Raw genomic sequence first — 15,546 nt, 5'->3', positions numbered from 1 at the left:
GCGGAAGTTCGATTAGGTTACAGGGTTTCCCCTCCCGGTGATTTTCTCGGGCAGGAACAGGCTGTCCAGCGCGCGGAAGGCAAGTCGCAGATCGCTATGGAAGGTCGGTTGCGAGTAGGTCTTGTAGATCACCCTGTCTTTCTCTTCGGCCGCTTTGGCTTTTATGGCCTCATGGTTGTTTTTCCAATACTTTCCAAGCTGTTCATTGTCGAGGTTGTTTAAGAGAGCCGAGAGACCGGACTTATCCTCTGGATTGTTGATGTCTTGGAGCGTGTTGTTTGCGAAGTTCAATAGATATTCGGCGAAATGAAGTAGGCCGTCGGGGCTTTTCGGGTCGAAGCAAATCGAAAACAGATACTCCGAAAAGGCTTTGGAGATGCCATGTTTGTCTTCAAGGCCGTTTTCGTCGAAGCCCCCAAAATCTTCAATGTTTACGTTCCCAAGTTTGGATGTGATGGTGTCTTTTATTTCGTGCTTCTTGCGCTTGGCTTTTTCCTGCCAGGTTTGAGTGTCTTTTGAATCGGTGAGGATGTTTTTATAACGCCCGACGAGGGCGAGTGGGTCTATGGAGCCGATCTCGTCGAGTATGTTTCTGCCGCTTTCTATGTATTGTCGCTTGAACAGGCCGAATATGAACTGGCTAATCTCTCGGGCTTGGTCCTTCGTCTCTTCGACACGACCTGAGTACGAAGGCCTTTCATTGCCGTGCAACATAAGGGCTTGCCAAAGTCGTTCGCGTTTTAACTTGATTGTGCAGTAGTGTCTGAATGTCATCAGGTCATGCAGGCCCAAGGCACCGCGCTCTGGAGAGGCCAGCTTCGCGATGATCCCGATGCTTCCATTGTCGTCCCCATACACGAGTTTGATGATGGCGTACTCCGCCGGGGAAAGATGTGAAACGGAGCTTTTTTCCAGGCTAGTGATGTTTTCGTCTAGGAACTTCGCGATATACCGGACGGCGGTGCTGCGAAAATCATTGAGTTCATCAACGTTGAGCAGGGAGTGGTTGGGCAACGTATCGATCAGGTACTCAATGATCATAACGGCTTTGTCTGTCTCAAGAGCGCCGCTATGGCTTGTCACGATTCGCCAGAATTCATGTAGCCCTGACTCATTGTCCAAAGGCGGAAGCTTTGATATTTGATCGAGATAGGGCTTGATGGGGTCGGCCTCGAACAGTTCGTTTTTCTTGTTCAAGAGAAAATGATGGGATTCCCATGAAATAGGTTTGGAAAGCTTGGCGATGAGATGGAGGTGCTTTTCCAGAGGGCGGTACTTGTCCTGAAATACTGCCCTGGAGCGTTTCTCGGATTCTGGAAAATGGTCGGCGCTCTCTGGTGGTGCGTCGAACAGTCTGGATAGTAGGAACTCTATGTTCGGGGTCTCGGAAAGCTTCGCTTTGAAGGAGTCGTAAAACTTAGAGTTTTTCAGACTGTTGCCTTGTTGAATCCAGCTGAACGCGCCGGACTTTCCGCTGGTCTCGCTCTCATAGATCTTCCGGAATGTTGATGGCGAGTAGATGAGGATCAAGATCAGATGAACGAGGTCACGTTTGTTGAAGTCATTGTTGTGGAAGTCGACTTTGTCGATGTCCAGCAGTACCAATGTGTTGATGAGTCGCTTGATTTTTCGAATATCACCGATGAAAGGCGTGTACTGAGGAAAATCCTTGTCGTTGAACAGATTGATCAGCTCAAGGGATAGCAGTTTGAGTTCTTCAGCGCCGTCACTGGAAACGTTCAGTGTTTTGCTCAGTACGCTATCAAAATAGCGTGTCACAAAGGCCGTGAGGTCTTGGGCGCCGAGGAAGATACTTGTTTTGATGTTAATGAATTTTTCGAGGAATTCCTGGGTCTTTTCGGAGTCTGGGTTTTCCGGTGTGATGTTTATTTTTGAGGTGTCATAGCAGATAACGTAGCTGATGTTGGGAAGTCTGAAACTGCGTTTTATTGAAAACAAAATGCTTTTTGCCGATGACCAATGCATTCGGTCAAGATCGTCAACGATGACAATAATTCTGGTGTTGATATTGTTTAAGACATACTCCATTTCCTCAAGGGTAGAGTCGATCGAGTCATTGTTGAGAGAGAGTGTTGTTTTTATGTCAAGCAAAGAAGTTTTCTTCTTGTCCTTGACCAGATTTTCGTAACGCTTGAACAGCGGGCGTAACGACGGCGCGAAAACATGTTGTTGAATGGTGCTGATGAGATCGTCGACGAATTTCTCTGTGAGGTCTGTGCCGTCTTCGTAGCGCAAGGGCTCAAAGTGATGAACGATGATGCTTTGTCCCTCCTTCTTTTCCCAGTAGTTACAACAGAGCTTCACGAAACTCGACTTTCCCGCACCCCAAGGTGCATCGATGCCGAACACCAGACTTTCGGATGAGCCTCCATTGAGCACTCGCTCGGCAAAGATGTCGGCCTGCTCCTTTACGTTCAGCAAATCCTCTTCAGACTCCTCAATCACACGATCGCTGATGAAATAGGGGTGAGCTTCGCCTTTCTTGAACGTCTGAAGGAAGGCTCTGATCATTGCCATCCACGCGATGAGCACAGGAGAAGCAGACATGCAGGCGAGTTGAGAGAAATTCAGTTTTTCCAGGTGCTTTGCATAGAATTCGTTGCCGAACCCGTCGCTGCTGAACGAAAGGTAAAAACCGAGCAGCGTGACGAGCAGCAAGTCGAGCCGGCAGCTTTTGATCAGTTTGCACGATGTCTCGAGGGCGCCTCGGCTGGCGGCATAGATCAGACAAGAGGCGACGACAGTCAATGTCGCAAGCATGAGGATCCAGAAATTCAGCTGCAACGAAACGAGATGTTTGTTTAACAGAACCCCTATGATCCGACCGATGGCCCAGGCCTCGCCGGCGAGGATACCTGAGAGGAAGAACTGCAGGAGGGGGGTAATTTCGCTGGCACGCAGTCCCTTACTGTATTGCGAAAGGCGCATTCTCTTTCCTTGTGAATTGGCGGTCGTTGCGGGCCGTGAACCGAGTCGCTCCGCAGGGTAAAGGGCTGCATGTTATCCATGCCGTCACATTTACCCAAGCTGCGGACGGCCATTTGCGGGGCGGTCAGCAAAGTGGGCGCCTGCCGTTATAGATTGCTACCTTCGATATGCCCCAACGGCACCCGCTTCTCTATCGCACTCGACAACACGATCGACGTCTTGCTGAACCCGAATTTCGCCACCCGGTTGATCAAGTCCTCCAGCTCCGGCATCGAACCCACCGCGGCCTTCATGATCACGCACGGATCGCCCGTCACTCGAAAGCACTCGGTCAGTTGCGGAATTTTCACCAGTTCGTCGTAGACCTTTTGACTGCCGTTCTGGTGGAGGCGCAATTCGATCACGCACTGGATCGGCAAGCCGATTTTCGACAGGTCGATGTTCGCCTGATACCCGGTGATGACTCCGGCCGCCTCGAGTTTGGCCACGCGCTCGGCGACGGCGGGGGCGGAGAGGTTCACTTTGCGGGCGAGGTCGGCGTAGGACGCGCGACCGTTTTCGAGCAGGGCGCTGAGCAGCATGCGGTCGTATTTGTCCAAGGTCGGACTCCTGAAAATGCCAGACTTTCGAAATCGCGGTTTTGGCCGTCGATCTCCGTGTTTTCAAAAGTGTACCGGCGCTATAAACAGGTTTTGTAACTTATTTTTAGCGGTTGGCCTTTCTAGAATAACCAATCCCCTGAGTCTGACTTTCGAGCTGCCCATGTCTGCCTTGCGCCGTTTTTCCTTGCCATTGATCGCTGCGTTTTTTGCGTTGTACGTGATTTGGGGATCGACCTATCTGGTGATCCGTATCGGCGTCGAATACTGGCCGCCGCTGATGCTCGGCGGCGTGCGCTTCGTGATTGCCGGCACTCTGATGTACGCGTTCCTGCGCTGGCGCGGGGCACCGGCGCCGACCTGGGCGCAGTGGAAAGCGGCGGGGATCATCGGGATTCTGTTGCTCAGTTTCGGCAATGGCGCGGTGACGCTGGCCGAGCACAGCGGCGTGGCGTCGGGTGTTGCCGCGCTGGCGGTGGCGACGGTGCCGTTGTTCACTTTGCTCTGCGGTTATTTCTGGGGCGCACGTAATACGCGGCTGGAATGGGCCGGGGTGGCGATGGGGATTATCGGCATTGCGATGCTCAACATGGGGTCCAACCTGCAATCGAGTCCGCTGGGCGCGGCGTTGCTGATTTTCGCGGCGGCGAGCTGGGCGTTTGGTTCGGTGTGGAGCAAACACTTGCCGCTGCCTCAGGGCGCAATGGCCAGTGCCGTGGAGATGTTGGTTGGCGGCGTGGTGCTGTTGATCGGCAGCGCGGCCAGCGGTGAACACCTGCAAGCCATGCCGCCACTGGAAGGCTGGCTGGCGCTGGCGTACCTGATCTTCTTCGGCTCGATCATCGCCTTCAACGCTTACATGTACCTGTTGAAAAACGTTCGCCCAGCGGCGGCCACCAGTTATGCCTATGTGAACCCGGCGGTGGCGGTGTTGCTGGGGATCGTGTTTGTCGGCGAGACCATCGGCATCGAAGAGGCGCTGGCGATGCTGGTGATCATCGGCGCGGTGGTGCTGATCGGCCTGCCGCAGTGGCGCCGCCCTCGGCAGCCGCCGGTGGTCAGCGAGCCTGCCGCCGCAACGACGGCCATTCCGACGGAGCAGCGTGCGAATTAGGGTAAACTGCGCGCCATCGCACACGTGCACTGATTTTTTCCTACGGTACTCCCATGACTTTCGCCACCCTTGGCCTGATCGAACCCTTGCTGCGCTCCCTCGAGAAGCTCGGCTACCAGACCCCGACGCCGGTGCAGGCGCAGGCCATTCCGGCCGTGCTGGCCGGTCGCGACCTGATGGCCGCGGCCCAGACCGGCACCGGCAAGACCGCCGGTTTCGCTTTGCCGCTGCTGCAACTGCTGGCGATGGAAGGGCCGAAAGTCACCGCCAACTCGGTGCGTGCGCTGATTCTGGTGCCGACCCGCGAGCTGGCCGAGCAAGTCCACGAAGCCGTGCGCCAGTACGCCGAAAACCTGCCATTGCGCACTTACGCGGTGTACGGCGGCGTCAGCATCAACCCGCAGATGATGAAGCTGCGCGGCGGCGTCGATCTGCTGGTCGCGACGCCGGGCCGTCTGCTTGACCTGTTCCGCCAGAACGCGCTGAAGTTCAACCAGCTGCAAACCCTGGTGCTGGACGAAGCCGACCGCATGCTCGACCTGGGCTTTTCCGAGGAACTGGCGAACATTTACCGCGCGCTGCCGAAGAAACGTCAGACGCTGCTGTTCTCCGCAACCTTCTCCGATGACATCCGCCTGCTGGCCGGGCAGATGCTCAATGATCCGCAGAGCATCGAAGTCAGCCCGCGCAACGTCGCCGCCAACACCGTCAAGCAGTGGGTGGTGACGGTGGACAAGAAGCGCAAGCCGGAACTGTTCGTGCACCTGATGCGCAAGAACAAGTGGAAGCAGGTGCTGGTGTTTGCCAAGACCCGTAACGGTGTGGACGCGCTGGTCGAGAAGCTCCAGGGCCTGGGCGTGAACGCCGACGGCATCCACGGCGACAAGCCGCAGGCGACCCGTCAGCGGGCGCTGGACCGTTTCAAACTGAGCGAAGTGCAGATTCTCGTGGCCACCGATGTTGCTGCCCGTGGTCTGGATATCGAAGACCTGCCGCTGGTGGTCAACTTCGATCTGCCGATCGTCGCTGAGGATTACATTCACCGTATCGGCCGGACTGGCCGCGCGGGTTCGACCGGTGAGGCGATCTCGCTGGTGTGCGCTGATGAAGTGAACATGTTGTCGGCGATTGAAATGTTGACCCGCAGCACCTTGAAGCGCGAGGTTGAGCCGGACTTCGTGCCGGAGCATCGCGTGCCGGACACTGATGCCAGTGGTCAGGTGATCAAGAAGCCGAAGAAACCTAAGAAGCCGAAGGTTTCCGGTGGCGGCGGTGGCAAGCGCAATCTGGGCAAGTGGGTGGACAGCGGGGATACCCCGGCGCCGGAGGTGGCGATCAAGCCTGTGCGCAAGGTGCCGGTCTTCAATACCGGGCCGCGCAAGCGTAAGCCTTAAGCGTCAGATCGGATCGTTCCCGCGCAATGCGGGAACGATCAGTGGCGCTGTTTCAACCAATCCAGCATTCCAGCTCCCGCCGCCCGGCCACTGGCAAAACACCCCGTCAGCAAATACCCGCCAGTTGGCGCTTCCCAATCCAGCATTTCCCCCGCACAGAACACCCCCGGCAATGCCTTGAGCATCAATCGCTCATCCATCGCCTCGAACGTCACGCCACCGGCGCTGCTGATCGCTTCATCCAAAGGACGGGTTTTCACCAGCGTCAGCGGCAAGGCCTTGATCGCCCGGGCCAGCAGCGCGGGATCGGCAAAGGTAGCGGCATCAGTGAGTTCACGCAGCAACGCCGCTTTCACCCCATCAATCCCGACCTGACTGTGCAGATGCTTGGCCATCGAGCGTGAACCTCGTGGTTTGCTCAACGCCGCCTGCAATTTATCCACAGGTCGGCCGGGCAGCAGGTCGATGTGAACAGTCGCGGCGCCGTGCACATTGATCGCTTCGCGAATCGGCGCCGACAGGGCGTAGATCAGACTGCCCTCGATCCCGGTCGCGGTAATCACGCATTCACCCAGACGCGGAACATCGTCGTTCAAACCGATGGCGATATTTTTCAGCGGCGCGCCGGCGAATTTGCTGACCATTACTTCGCTCCAGGCCTGCACCTCGAAGCCGCAATTGCTTGGCTGCAACGGCGCCAGTCCTACACCGCGTTGCTCCAGCGGCAACATCCACGCGCCGTCGGAACCCAGCCGCGACCAGCTGCCGCCGCCGAGGGCCAGCAGGGTGGCGTCGGGGCTGAGGGTTTTCTCGCCTTCCGGGCTGTCGATGCGCAACGCGCCGATTTCATCCCAGCCGAGCCAGCGGTGGCGGGTGTGGATAACCACGCCGCTGTCCCGCAGGCGCTTGAGCCAGGCGCGCAGCAATGGCGCGGCTTTCATGTCGGTGGGGAACACCCGGCCGGAGCTGCCGATAAAGGTCTCGATGCCCAGTTTGTGAATCCACCGGCACAGTGCGTCGGCGTCGAATGCGCGCAGCAGCGGGGCGATGTTCGGGGCGCGCTCGGCGTAGCGCGAGAGGAACGCCGGGTAGGCTTCGGAGTGAGTGATGTTCATGCCGCCGACCCCGGCCAGCAGGAACTTGCGGCCCACCGAAGGCATGCCATCGTACAGATCGACGCGGACTCCGGCCTGGCTCAGCACTTCGGCGGCCATCAGGCCGGCGGGGCCACCGCCGATGATGGCGACGTGAGCGGGAAGGGCGGCGGAAGTCTGGGTCATGGCAGCGGCAATAGCGTGGCGGAATAAGCCGCGCATTCTAGCAGCAGCGGCCGGCGTCAGGCCTGATCAAAAAACAACCAGTGCGCTGCAGGCCATGTTTAGCGTGGGCTGTAGTCCCTTTCGCTCAGGTTATCCACAGGCCGTTCCACAGCCATTGTGGGTAACGCAGCACAACTCAATGACAACCGGATGACTGCCAGACGCGCTGCGCACTGTGATGCAGGATGCCGTGGCGACGGGCGAGGGCCTGGCGATCCTTGCTGTAGCCACCGCCGATTACGCCGACCACCGGAATATCGCGGCCCAGGCAATGGCGCATGACGCTTTCATCGCGGGCGGCAACGCCTTCGTCGGTCAGTTGCAGATAACCGAGGGCGTCGTCCTTGTGCACATCGACGCCGGCGTCGTACAGCACCAGATCCGGCTGATACAGCGGCAGCAGGTAGTTAAGCGCATCGTCGATCACTTTCAGGTAATCGGCGTCGCCCATGCCGTTGGGCAGCGGAATGTCCCAGTCGCTTTCGGCCTTGCGTGCAGGAAAGTTCTTTTCGCAGTGCAGGGAAACGGTGATCGCTTCCGGGGTGTTGTGCAGAATCCGTGCAGTGCCGTCGCCCTGATGCACGTCGCAATCGAAGATCAGCACCCGGTTCACCCGGCCGCTTTGCAGCAGGTAGTGGCTGATGATCGCCAGGTCATTGAAGATGCAGAACCCGGCGGGGTAGTCGTAGTGCGCGTGATGGGTGCCACCGGCCAAGTGACAGGCCAGACCATGTTCCAGCGCTTTCTCTGCCGCCAGAATCGAACCGCCGACCGCCCGCACCGTGCGCCGGGCCAGCGCTTCGTTCCACGGCAGACCCAGACGCCGCTGGTCCTCGCGGGACAACTCGCCACTCATGTAGCGTTCGATATAACCGCGGTCATGGGCCAGGGCGAGAATGTCGGCAGGGCACAGTTCAGGGCGCAGCAGGTCTTCGTCGCGGGTCAGGCCGCTGTCCACCAGGTGATCGCGCAGCAGGCGGAACTTGTCCATGGGAAAGCGGTGATCCGCCGGAAACTCGGGGCTGTAGTCTTCGTGGTAGATCAACGGCAATGGCATGGCGGACTATTCATAAAGGCTGTAGGAAAGAGTGCAAAGCCTACCAGCGATGTAGACTGGCGGCATGGAAACGGAGGGGCACGATGGAGCCGATACTGCAGCTGGAAAGCGCGCGACTGCTGATGCGTCAATGGCAGGACGCGGATTTGCCGGCATTTGCGGCGATGTGCGCCGATCCGCAGGTGATGCGCTATTTTCCCGGGCTGTTGAGCCGGCTGGAAAGTGCCGCAATGATCGGCCGTGTGCGCGGCCATTTCGCCGAACACGGCTTCGGCCTGTGGGCGCTGGAGCGCAAGGACACTGGCGAATTCATCGGTTTTACCGGGCTCGGCGTGGTCGGTTTCGAGGCGCCGTTCACTCCGGCGGTGGAAATCGGCTGGCGTCTGGCGAAGGAGCACTGGGGCCTGGGATATGCCAGCGAGGCGGCGTGGACCGCGCTGCGTTGCGGCTTTGACCGATTGGCGCTCAAAGAGATCGTGTCCTTCACGGCGCAGAGCAATCTGCCGTCGGAAAAGGTCATGCAGGCCATCGGCATGCATCACGACCCGGCCCATGATTTCGATCACCCGAAACTGGCTGTCGATCACCCGTTGCGTCGACATCTGTTGTACCGAATCACCAGGGAGCAATGGCTGCAGACCCTGCATGGCTAAGCCGACACGGACGTTTACAATGGCGCGATCATGGCTCGCGCCAGAACCTGAATTGGCCGCCGCAGCCGAGACTGCGCGGCATAGCGTTGTGTGAGGAGAGTCTGAATGAGCCAAGTGTTGGAAGATCTGGTGGATCTGCTGACCCTCGAACCGATCGAGGAAAACCTGTTCCGTGGTCGCAGTCAGGATCTGGGCTTTCGCCAGTTGTTCGGCGGCCAGGTACTCGGCCAGTCGCTGTCGGCGGCCAGTCAGACCGTTGAAGAGACGCGTCATGTGCATTCGATGCACGGCTACTTCTTGCGTCCGGGTGATGCCAAGTTGCCGGTGGTCTACTCGGTTGACCGCGTGCGTGACGGCGGTAGCTTCAGCACCCGTCGCGTGACCGCGATCCAGAAGGGCCACCCGATTTTCACCTGCAGCGCTTCGTTCCAGTACGACGAAGAAGGCTTCGAACACCAGAGCCAGATGCCGCAAGTGGTCGGTCCGGAAAACCTGCCTTCGGAGCTGGAACTGACCCAGCAACGCGCGCACCTGATCCCGGAACACATGCGTGAAAAGCTGCTGTGCCCGAAACCGATCGAAGTACGCCCGGTCACTGAAAAAGACCCGTACAACCCGCAACCGGCGGATCCGATCAAGTACGTGTGGTTCCGTGCCGACGGTGCATTGGCCGACATTCCGGCGCTGCATAAATACCTGCTGGCCTACGCCTCGGATTTCGGTCTGCTGACCACCTCGATGCTGCCCCATGGCAAATCGGTCTGGCAGAAAGACATGCAGGTCGCCAGCCTCGATCACGCGTTGTGGTTCCACAACGACCTGCGCGCCGATGACTGGTTGCTCTACGCCATGGACAGCCCGTGGGCCGGCAACTCTCGCGGTTTCTCCCGTGGCAGCGTGTTCAACCGCGCCGGGCAACTCGTAGCGTCGGTGACTCAGGAAGGCCTGATTCGTCATCGCAAGGACTGGGCATGAGTCTCGCGGACGTGCGGCACTGGGTGTTCGACATGGACGGCACCCTGACCGTCGCCGTGCATGATTTCGCGGCGATCCGCGTGGCGCTGTCGATCCCGCCGGAGGACGACATCCTCACGCACCTCGCGGCGTTGCCCGCCGAGGAAGCGGCGGCGAAACACGCTTGGCTGCTGGAGCATGAGCGGGATCTGGCGCTTGGCTCGACCCCGGCAGTCGGCGCGGTGGAACTGGTGCGCGAGCTGCACGCCCGGGGTTATCGGCTCGGCATCCTGACCCGTAATGCGCGGGAACTGGCCCATGTGACGCTGGAGGCCATCGGCCTGGCGGACTGCTTCGCGGTGGAGGATGTGCTGGGCCGCGATGAAGCACCGCCGAAACCGCACCCGGGCGGTTTGCTGAAATTGGCCGATGCCTGGCAAGTGCCGGCGAGCGAGATGGTGATGGTCGGTGATTACCGATTCGACCTCGATTGCGGCCGGGCCGCGGGGGCGCACACGGTGCTGGTGAACCTGCCGGATAATCCCTGGCCCGAGCTGACCGACTGGCATGCGAAGGATTGTGTAGAGTTGCGGCGAATGTTGTTCGCTTGAAAAAAAACGGGGGCTTTGGCCCCCGTTTTTTATTGGTCGAAGATTGCTTTCTGACCTTCCGGCGAGGTCAACATGCCGTCGCCGTTATGCCCGACGCCGGGCACTTCCACCAGCCGCTGATTCACCCCTTCCGGATGCCGACGCAGCAGATAGCTGAAAAACATCTTCCCACGCTCCAATCGATAAGCCCCTTGGGCTTCGGCGGCGCAGCTCTTGTCCAGCGCCGGGTGTTGCGGGTCGGTGTCCTGCTGGCCCAGCAGATAAATCACCTCGCGTTTGACGTAACTGCCTTCAAGCTGTGCGGGCGTTTGCCCACCGGAGTAAATCGGCGGATCCACCAGACCGTACTTCCAGCGATTGAAGCCCGGGCACTGCGCATGATCGAACGCCACCGGTCGTTGCTCGTTGAAGTAGGCGTAGGACGACGGGTTGGCCACCACATACCGCAAGCGAATGCCTTCAGCCTTGAGCGCCGGTTGTTCGCGGGCGAGCAGGGCATAGCGCTGCACCACCTGACCGCCGCCGGAGTGGCCGAAGATCACGATCTGCTTCACGTCCGGAAACTGCTTGCGATCACTCAGTCGACCAATGATCTCGTCGAGGGCGGCATAGGAGCTGAGTGGGTTTGGCCCTGTGGATAATCCGCCGCCCATCCACTCATTGCCCTTCCAGCGCAGCACGCTGGCGGGCAACGAGTAGAGGGCGACATCGCTTTCGTTGAGAAACTGGGGAGCGATCACCAGGGTATTGGCGGTTTGCCCGGCCAGTTCGGCGGCGCTCTCGCCACTCTTGCGATAGGTCTCGGCGTTGCGCAGCTTGCCATGAATGACGATCAGCACCCGCTCGATTTTCGCCGGCGCCGGGCCGATGCCCACCGCCATTTCGCCGGCCTGCAGTTGCAGGCGTCCGGGACTGATCGCGTCGACGCCGGCTGCTTGCGCGGTGCCACCGATGAACAGTAAAGCCAACAGCCATTTATGCATTTACAGGTTTTTCGCCGCAAAGGTATCGCACTGGCCGACCTGGCCCTGGGCGAATCCGGTTTTGAACCAGCGCACCCTTTGCGCCGACGTACCGTGGGTGAACGAGTCCGGCACCACACGGCCCTGACCCTGTTGTTGCAAGCGATCGTCACCGATGGCGTTTGCCGCGTTCAAGGCTTCTTCGATGTCGCCCGGCTCCAGCCAGTTCAGGCGTTTCTGCGCATGGTAGGCCCAGACACCGGCCAGGCAGTCGGCCTGCAGTTCCTGACGCACCAGCAAACCACCGTCACCTTGCATCTGCCGACCTTGCTGGCGGGCGGCCTGAATTTTCGCCGAGACACCCAGAAGCGTCTGTACATGGTGTCCGACTTCGTGAGCGATCACGTAGGCCTGGGCGAAGTCGCCGGCGGCCTTGAAGCGTTGGGCCATTTCCTGGAAGAACGCCATGTCCAGATAGACCTTCTGGTCTGCCGGGCAATAGAACGGGCCGGTGGCCGAGGTGGCCATGCCGCAGGCGGAGTTGACCCGGTTGCTGAACAGCACCAGGGTCGGATCCTTATATTGGCGGCCGGCCTGCTGGAAGATCGCGCCCCAGGTGTCTTCGGTGTCGCCGAGGATCGAGCGCACGAATTCGGCCTGTTCATCGTTGGCCGGCGGTGCCTGACGGGTTTGCGAAGCAGGGGCCGATTGCTCGGTCATCTGCCCGGTGAGCTGGCCGAGGATCTGCAACGGGTCCTGCCCGGTGATCCAGCCGATGCCGACGATCAGCAGAATCGCGCCGAGGCTCAGGCCCTTGCCGCCGCCGAAACGCATGCCGCCACCACCGCCTGCGTCATCACCACGGGCATCGACGACGTTGTCACTGCGTCGGCCTTTTCTCCATAGCATGCGGGAATCCTCTGGTTGAACCTGGTGATGAGTGTTGCTGGTGTGTGAGTGTGGCGCCAGTCCGGTCGTCCGTCCATTCGTACACAGGCAAACAGGCCCGATCTCGGGGGACGAGGTCGGGCCTGTAATTGACGAGCATGAGCGCCGGGAATTCAATCCGTCGGCGGATTTCTTTCGCCGGGTCAGCGGTCGAAGGCGTCCCACACCGGCGCGAAGTCCGGGCTGACCTGACGCTCGCGCTTCGACAACGCGGCAATCAGTGCGCGGTCGTCATCGTCCAGATCCACATTCAGTGAAGCGAGGTTGGCCAGTTGATTGGTCTTGCTGCTGGCCTTGGGAATCGCCGCGACATTGTCCTGATCCAGCAACCACTTCAGTGCGACCTGAGTCGGCAGCACGCCGTGTTTTTCGGCGATCTGTTGAATCTGCTCAACCTCAGAGACCTTGTTGCGTGCCAGCGGCGTGTAGGCCGTCAGTGCCAGGTCGTGTTGACGGGCGTAGTCGAGCAGGGCGTTTTGTCCGAGCAGGACGTGGTACTCGACCTGAATGGCTGACAGAGGAATGCCATAGTCCTCGACGACTTTGCGCAGCAACGGCAGCGGAAAATTCGCCACGCCGATGTTACGAGCCAGTCCTTGCTCCTTGAACGAGGCGAGGGTCTCGAGAGTGCGCGGCAAGTCCCAGTCGGTGGTCGGCCAATGGATCATGAACAGATCGATGTACTCGCTGCGCAACGCCTTGAGGCTGCGCTCCAGCGAGTGACGCATGGCATCCGGTTGCAACTGGTCCCACCAGACCTTGGTGGTCACGTGGATCTGCTCGCGGGGTGTCGGTGTATTCGCCAGTGCCTGTCCGACGGCGTCTTCGTTGTTGTAGGCCGCTGCCGTGTCGATGTGTCGGTAACCGAGTTCCAGTGCCTGCTCCACGGCGCGGGTGCATTCGTCGCCGAGCATCGGCCAGGTGCCGAGGCCGAGTTTCGGCAGGTTCAGTCCGTGTTGGTTGACGATGTGCTGCATGGTCGGCGCTTCCTGCATTGATGGGTTTCAGAATGGGATTCCGAAAACTAAACAACGCCGGCCTGCATCAGCAACTCGTCAGCCGAGAAAGGGGGCGATTATCGAGCGATCGGTTCCAGATTTCGCAATCAGTGATATGTATTTTAGAATCGGCAAAATTTCACTGGGATCGCACCATGGCCGGCAGTCAGATCGAACGGGTTTTCAGCGTGCTCGAAAGCCTTACCCACGAGCCGCGCGGACTGCCGCTGCAAACTCTCGCGGAACAAATCGAGATTCCGAAAAGTGCGACCCACCGCTTGCTCGCCGAATTGTCCCGGCTGGGTTATGTGCGGCAGAACCCGGAAACCCTGCGTTATCACTTGTCGACCAAATTGGTGGCGATGGGTTTTCGTTATTTGTCGAGTAGCGGTGCCGATATCGTGCAGCCGGTGCTTGATCGACTGGCGCAGGAAACCGGCGAACTGGTGCGGCTGGGCGTCACTGATGGCGAGCGCCAGACCTGGATCGCCAAGTCACAGGGCGCGCGCAGCGGTTTGCGCTACGACCCGGACATGGGCCGCGACGCACCGCTGTTCTACACCGCGTCCGGCCATGCGTGGCTGGCGAGCATGAGTGATGCCGAGGCCCTGTCGCTGGTTGAACGTCAGGCCGCCGAAATGCCGGCGGATATCGGACCGAATGCACCGCGAACCAACATTGAATTGCTCGAACATCTGCGGGTGGCGCGGGAACAGGGTTACGCCTGTGTTGAAGAAAGCTCGGCGGTGGGCACATCGGCCATTGCTGCCGTGGTGCGGCATCCTGCCGATGGCCGGGTGATTGGGGTGTTGAGCATTGCCGGGCCGAGTGCGCGGCTGCCGAGGGCGAGGTTGCACGAACTGGCGCCGCTGTTGTTGAGGTTTACCGAAGAGTTATCGGCGGCGAGCCTGGCTTCGGAGTTGTTCGTTTAGCCGTGCAACGGCAAGCGAGATCGGGTTGTCTGTAAAGCTGTGCGTTGATCGCACAGAATTTGGCTTGAAGGGTGTGAGAATTTGGAACCGGGTTCTAAATTATCGCTGGAGGCTCTTTCCTCATTTTGAATTCCAGAGATCGCCAATGACCGTCAGCACACCGCTTTCCGGCGTCAACCAACCCTTCAAGGGGATTTTGCTGATTGTCGTGGCGACGTTCCTGTTCTCCAGCCACGATGCGCTGTCGAAATACCTCTCGGGTTTTTATCCGATCGTCATGGTGGTGTGGGCGCGGTATCTGGTGCACACGCTGTTGATGGCGGGGATTTTCCTGCCGCAGTCCGGGTTGCGTGTGCTGCGCACCAAACGCCCGTTATGGCAATTGGCGCGGGCGTTGTGCCTGCTGGGCACCAGTCTGTTTTTCACTACGGCGCTGCTGTACATCCCGTTGGCCGAAGCCACTTCGGTCAACTTTCTCGCGCCGGTGCTTGTGACGGCGCTGTCGGTGCCGTTGCTCAAGGAGCGGGTGACGCGCGGCCAGTGGATCGCGGTGATCTGCGGGTTTGTCGGCGTGCTGATCATCGTCCATCCCGGTGGCGAATTGTTCACCCCGGCGATTCTGTTGCCGTTCTGCTCGGCGCTGTTTTTCTGCTTCTATCAACTGCTCACCCGCAAGCTCAGCGAGGTGGACAGCCCGACCACCAGCAACTTTTTCGCCGGGTTGTGCAACACGCTGGTGATGAGTGCGCTGGTGCCGTTCTTCTGGCAGGTGCCGAGCCTTGGGCACGCTTTTTTGATGTTGGCGCTGGGCACGTGCGGGATGACGGCACACCTATTTCTGACCCAGGCGTTCCGCCACGCGGCGCCGGCGTTGCTGGCGCCGTTCGGTTATTGCCAGATCGTTTTTGCGGGGCTTTTGGGCTGGTTGCTGTTCGCGCACACGCCGACCCTGATGACGGTGATCGGGATCGCGGTGATCTGTTGCAGCGGACTGGCGGCGGCGTGGCAGCAAAGCCGACGCTGAAGGCGTGACCGGCCTGAAATCAGGCCGGTCAG

The 15,546-nt window shown here is 59.5% G+C and carries 14 protein-coding genes; 7 read left to right on the top strand and 7 right to left on the bottom strand.

All coding sequences use genetic code 11. The features are described 5' to 3' along the window. Positions 1–12: 12 nt before the first annotated feature. Both ACKLNA_RS24210 and ACKLNA_RS24205 read right to left on the bottom strand, forming a co-directional pair. A complete protein-coding gene (locus ACKLNA_RS24210; RefSeq protein ID WP_408987324.1) occupies positions 13–2,949 on the bottom strand; it encodes a P-loop NTPase fold protein in 2,937 nt (978 codons plus the stop codon). Between the two features lie 146 nt (positions 2,950–3,095). Then, positions 3,096–3,548, bottom strand: coding sequence for an Lrp/AsnC family transcriptional regulator (locus tag ACKLNA_RS24205; RefSeq protein ID WP_408987323.1), 453 nt, complete (start codon positions 3,546–3,548; stop codon positions 3,096–3,098). A 163-nt stretch (positions 3,549–3,711) separates the two neighbouring features. On the opposite strand from ACKLNA_RS24205, the gene yedA reads away from it, so the two are divergent. Together yedA and ACKLNA_RS24195 are read left to right on the top strand one after the other, a co-directional pair. Continuing rightward, positions 3,712–4,662, top strand: coding sequence for a drug/metabolite exporter YedA (gene yedA, locus ACKLNA_RS24200; protein ID WP_408987322.1), 951 nt, complete (start codon positions 3,712–3,714; stop codon positions 4,660–4,662). Positions 4,663–4,715: 53 nt separating this feature from the next. Then, positions 4,716–6,056 carry a DEAD/DEAH box helicase gene (locus ACKLNA_RS24195; protein WP_085712245.1) on the top strand — a complete coding sequence of 447 codons (1,341 nt, stop codon included), beginning with the start codon at positions 4,716–4,718 and terminating at the stop codon, positions 6,054–6,056. A gap of 38 nt (positions 6,057–6,094) precedes the next feature. On the opposite strand, the gene ACKLNA_RS24190 is transcribed toward ACKLNA_RS24195, so the two are convergent. Together ACKLNA_RS24190 and ACKLNA_RS24185 are read right to left on the bottom strand one after the other, a co-directional pair. Further along, entirely contained in the window at positions 6,095–7,336 is a 1,242-nt protein-coding gene (locus tag ACKLNA_RS24190) for a TIGR03862 family flavoprotein (protein ID WP_408987321.1), read from the bottom strand. A 175-nt stretch (positions 7,337–7,511) separates the two neighbouring features. Then, entirely contained in the window at positions 7,512–8,432 is a 921-nt protein-coding gene (locus tag ACKLNA_RS24185) for a histone deacetylase (protein WP_408987320.1), read from the bottom strand. 83 nt (positions 8,433–8,515) lie between these two features. Here ACKLNA_RS24185 and ACKLNA_RS24180 point away from each other — a divergent pair, with 83 nt between their 5' ends. From ACKLNA_RS24180 to ACKLNA_RS24170, 3 genes are all read left to right on the top strand, one after another. Continuing rightward, a complete protein-coding gene (locus ACKLNA_RS24180; protein ID WP_085712242.1) occupies positions 8,516–9,085 on the top strand; it encodes a GNAT family N-acetyltransferase in 570 nt (189 codons plus the stop codon). A gap of 105 nt (positions 9,086–9,190) precedes the next feature. Continuing rightward, the gene (gene tesB / locus ACKLNA_RS24175) at positions 9,191–10,060 is read left to right on the top strand and encodes an acyl-CoA thioesterase II (RefSeq protein ID WP_085712241.1); all 870 of its coding nucleotides are present in this window, start codon (positions 9,191–9,193) and stop codon (positions 10,058–10,060) included. Further along, positions 10,057–10,650 (top strand): HAD family hydrolase, encoded by a 594-nt coding sequence (locus tag ACKLNA_RS24170; protein ID WP_408987319.1) that lies wholly within the window; start codon positions 10,057–10,059, stop codon positions 10,648–10,650. Before tesB ends, ACKLNA_RS24170 begins: the two co-directional genes overlap by 4 nt. A gap of 29 nt (positions 10,651–10,679) precedes the next feature. On the opposite strand, the gene ACKLNA_RS24165 is transcribed toward ACKLNA_RS24170, so the two are convergent. The 3 genes from ACKLNA_RS24165 to ACKLNA_RS24155 all read right to left on the bottom strand — a co-directional run bounded on the left by ACKLNA_RS24165 (position 10,680) and on the right by ACKLNA_RS24155 (position 13,537). Next, positions 10,680–11,633 (bottom strand): alpha/beta hydrolase, encoded by a 954-nt coding sequence (locus ACKLNA_RS24165; protein WP_408987318.1) that lies wholly within the window; start codon positions 11,631–11,633, stop codon positions 10,680–10,682. After that, entirely contained in the window at positions 11,634–12,521 is an 888-nt protein-coding gene (locus ACKLNA_RS24160; protein ID WP_408987317.1) for a neutral zinc metallopeptidase, read from the bottom strand. It abuts the gene before it with no gap. Between the two features lie 182 nt (positions 12,522–12,703). Beyond that, a complete protein-coding gene (locus tag ACKLNA_RS24155) occupies positions 12,704–13,537 on the bottom strand; it encodes an aldo/keto reductase (protein ID WP_408987316.1) in 834 nt (277 codons plus the stop codon). A gap of 176 nt (positions 13,538–13,713) precedes the next feature. On the opposite strand from ACKLNA_RS24155, the gene ACKLNA_RS24150 reads away from it, so the two are divergent. Continuing rightward, complete coding sequence (locus tag ACKLNA_RS24150) at positions 13,714–14,490, top strand: IclR family transcriptional regulator (RefSeq protein ID WP_408987315.1); 777 nt, start codon at positions 13,714–13,716, stop codon at positions 14,488–14,490. A 145-nt stretch (positions 14,491–14,635) separates the two neighbouring features. Next, positions 14,636–15,514, top strand: a complete 879-nt coding sequence (locus ACKLNA_RS24145) for a DMT family transporter (RefSeq protein WP_408987314.1) — start codon at positions 14,636–14,638, stop codon at positions 15,512–15,514. The last annotated feature ends 32 nt before the right edge of the window (positions 15,515–15,546 follow it).

The organism is Pseudomonas sp. UV AK001 (assembly GCF_046097675.1).
Taxonomy (GTDB): Bacteria; Pseudomonadota; Gammaproteobacteria; order Pseudomonadales; family Pseudomonadaceae; genus Aquipseudomonas; species Aquipseudomonas kribbensis.
This window is presented reverse-complemented; position numbering and strand designations above follow the sequence as displayed.

What these genes read in the sequence shown, in the direction of transcription:
- ACKLNA_RS24210 (WP_408987324.1), bottom strand. Translation starts at nt 2,949, where the DNA reads ATGCGCCTTTCGCAATACAGTAAGGGACTGCGTGCCAGCGAAATTACC.
- yedA (WP_408987322.1), top strand. Translation starts at nt 3,712, where the DNA reads ATGTCTGCCTTGCGCCGTTTTTCCTTGCCATTGATCGCTGCGTTTTTT.
- ACKLNA_RS24195 (WP_085712245.1), top strand. Translation starts at nt 4,716, where the DNA reads ATGACTTTCGCCACCCTTGGCCTGATCGAACCCTTGCTGCGCTCCCTC.
- ACKLNA_RS24190 (WP_408987321.1), bottom strand. Translation starts at nt 7,336, where the DNA reads ATGACCCAGACTTCCGCCGCCCTTCCCGCTCACGTCGCCATCATCGGC.
- ACKLNA_RS24185 (WP_408987320.1), bottom strand. Translation starts at nt 8,432, where the DNA reads ATGCCATTGCCGTTGATCTACCACGAAGACTACAGCCCCGAGTTTCCG.
- ACKLNA_RS24180 (WP_085712242.1), top strand. Translation starts at nt 8,516, where the DNA reads ATGGAGCCGATACTGCAGCTGGAAAGCGCGCGACTGCTGATGCGTCAA.
- tesB (WP_085712241.1), top strand. Translation starts at nt 9,191, where the DNA reads ATGAGCCAAGTGTTGGAAGATCTGGTGGATCTGCTGACCCTCGAACCG.
- ACKLNA_RS24170 (WP_408987319.1), top strand. Translation starts at nt 10,057, where the DNA reads ATGAGTCTCGCGGACGTGCGGCACTGGGTGTTCGACATGGACGGCACC.
- ACKLNA_RS24165 (WP_408987318.1), bottom strand. Translation starts at nt 11,633, where the DNA reads ATGCATAAATGGCTGTTGGCTTTACTGTTCATCGGTGGCACCGCGCAA.
- ACKLNA_RS24160 (WP_408987317.1), bottom strand. Translation starts at nt 12,521, where the DNA reads ATGCTATGGAGAAAAGGCCGACGCAGTGACAACGTCGTCGATGCCCGT.
- ACKLNA_RS24155 (WP_408987316.1), bottom strand. Translation starts at nt 13,537, where the DNA reads ATGCAGCACATCGTCAACCAACACGGACTGAACCTGCCGAAACTCGGC.
- ACKLNA_RS24150 (WP_408987315.1), top strand. Translation starts at nt 13,714, where the DNA reads ATGGCCGGCAGTCAGATCGAACGGGTTTTCAGCGTGCTCGAAAGCCTT.
- ACKLNA_RS24145 (WP_408987314.1), top strand. Translation starts at nt 14,636, where the DNA reads ATGACCGTCAGCACACCGCTTTCCGGCGTCAACCAACCCTTCAAGGGG.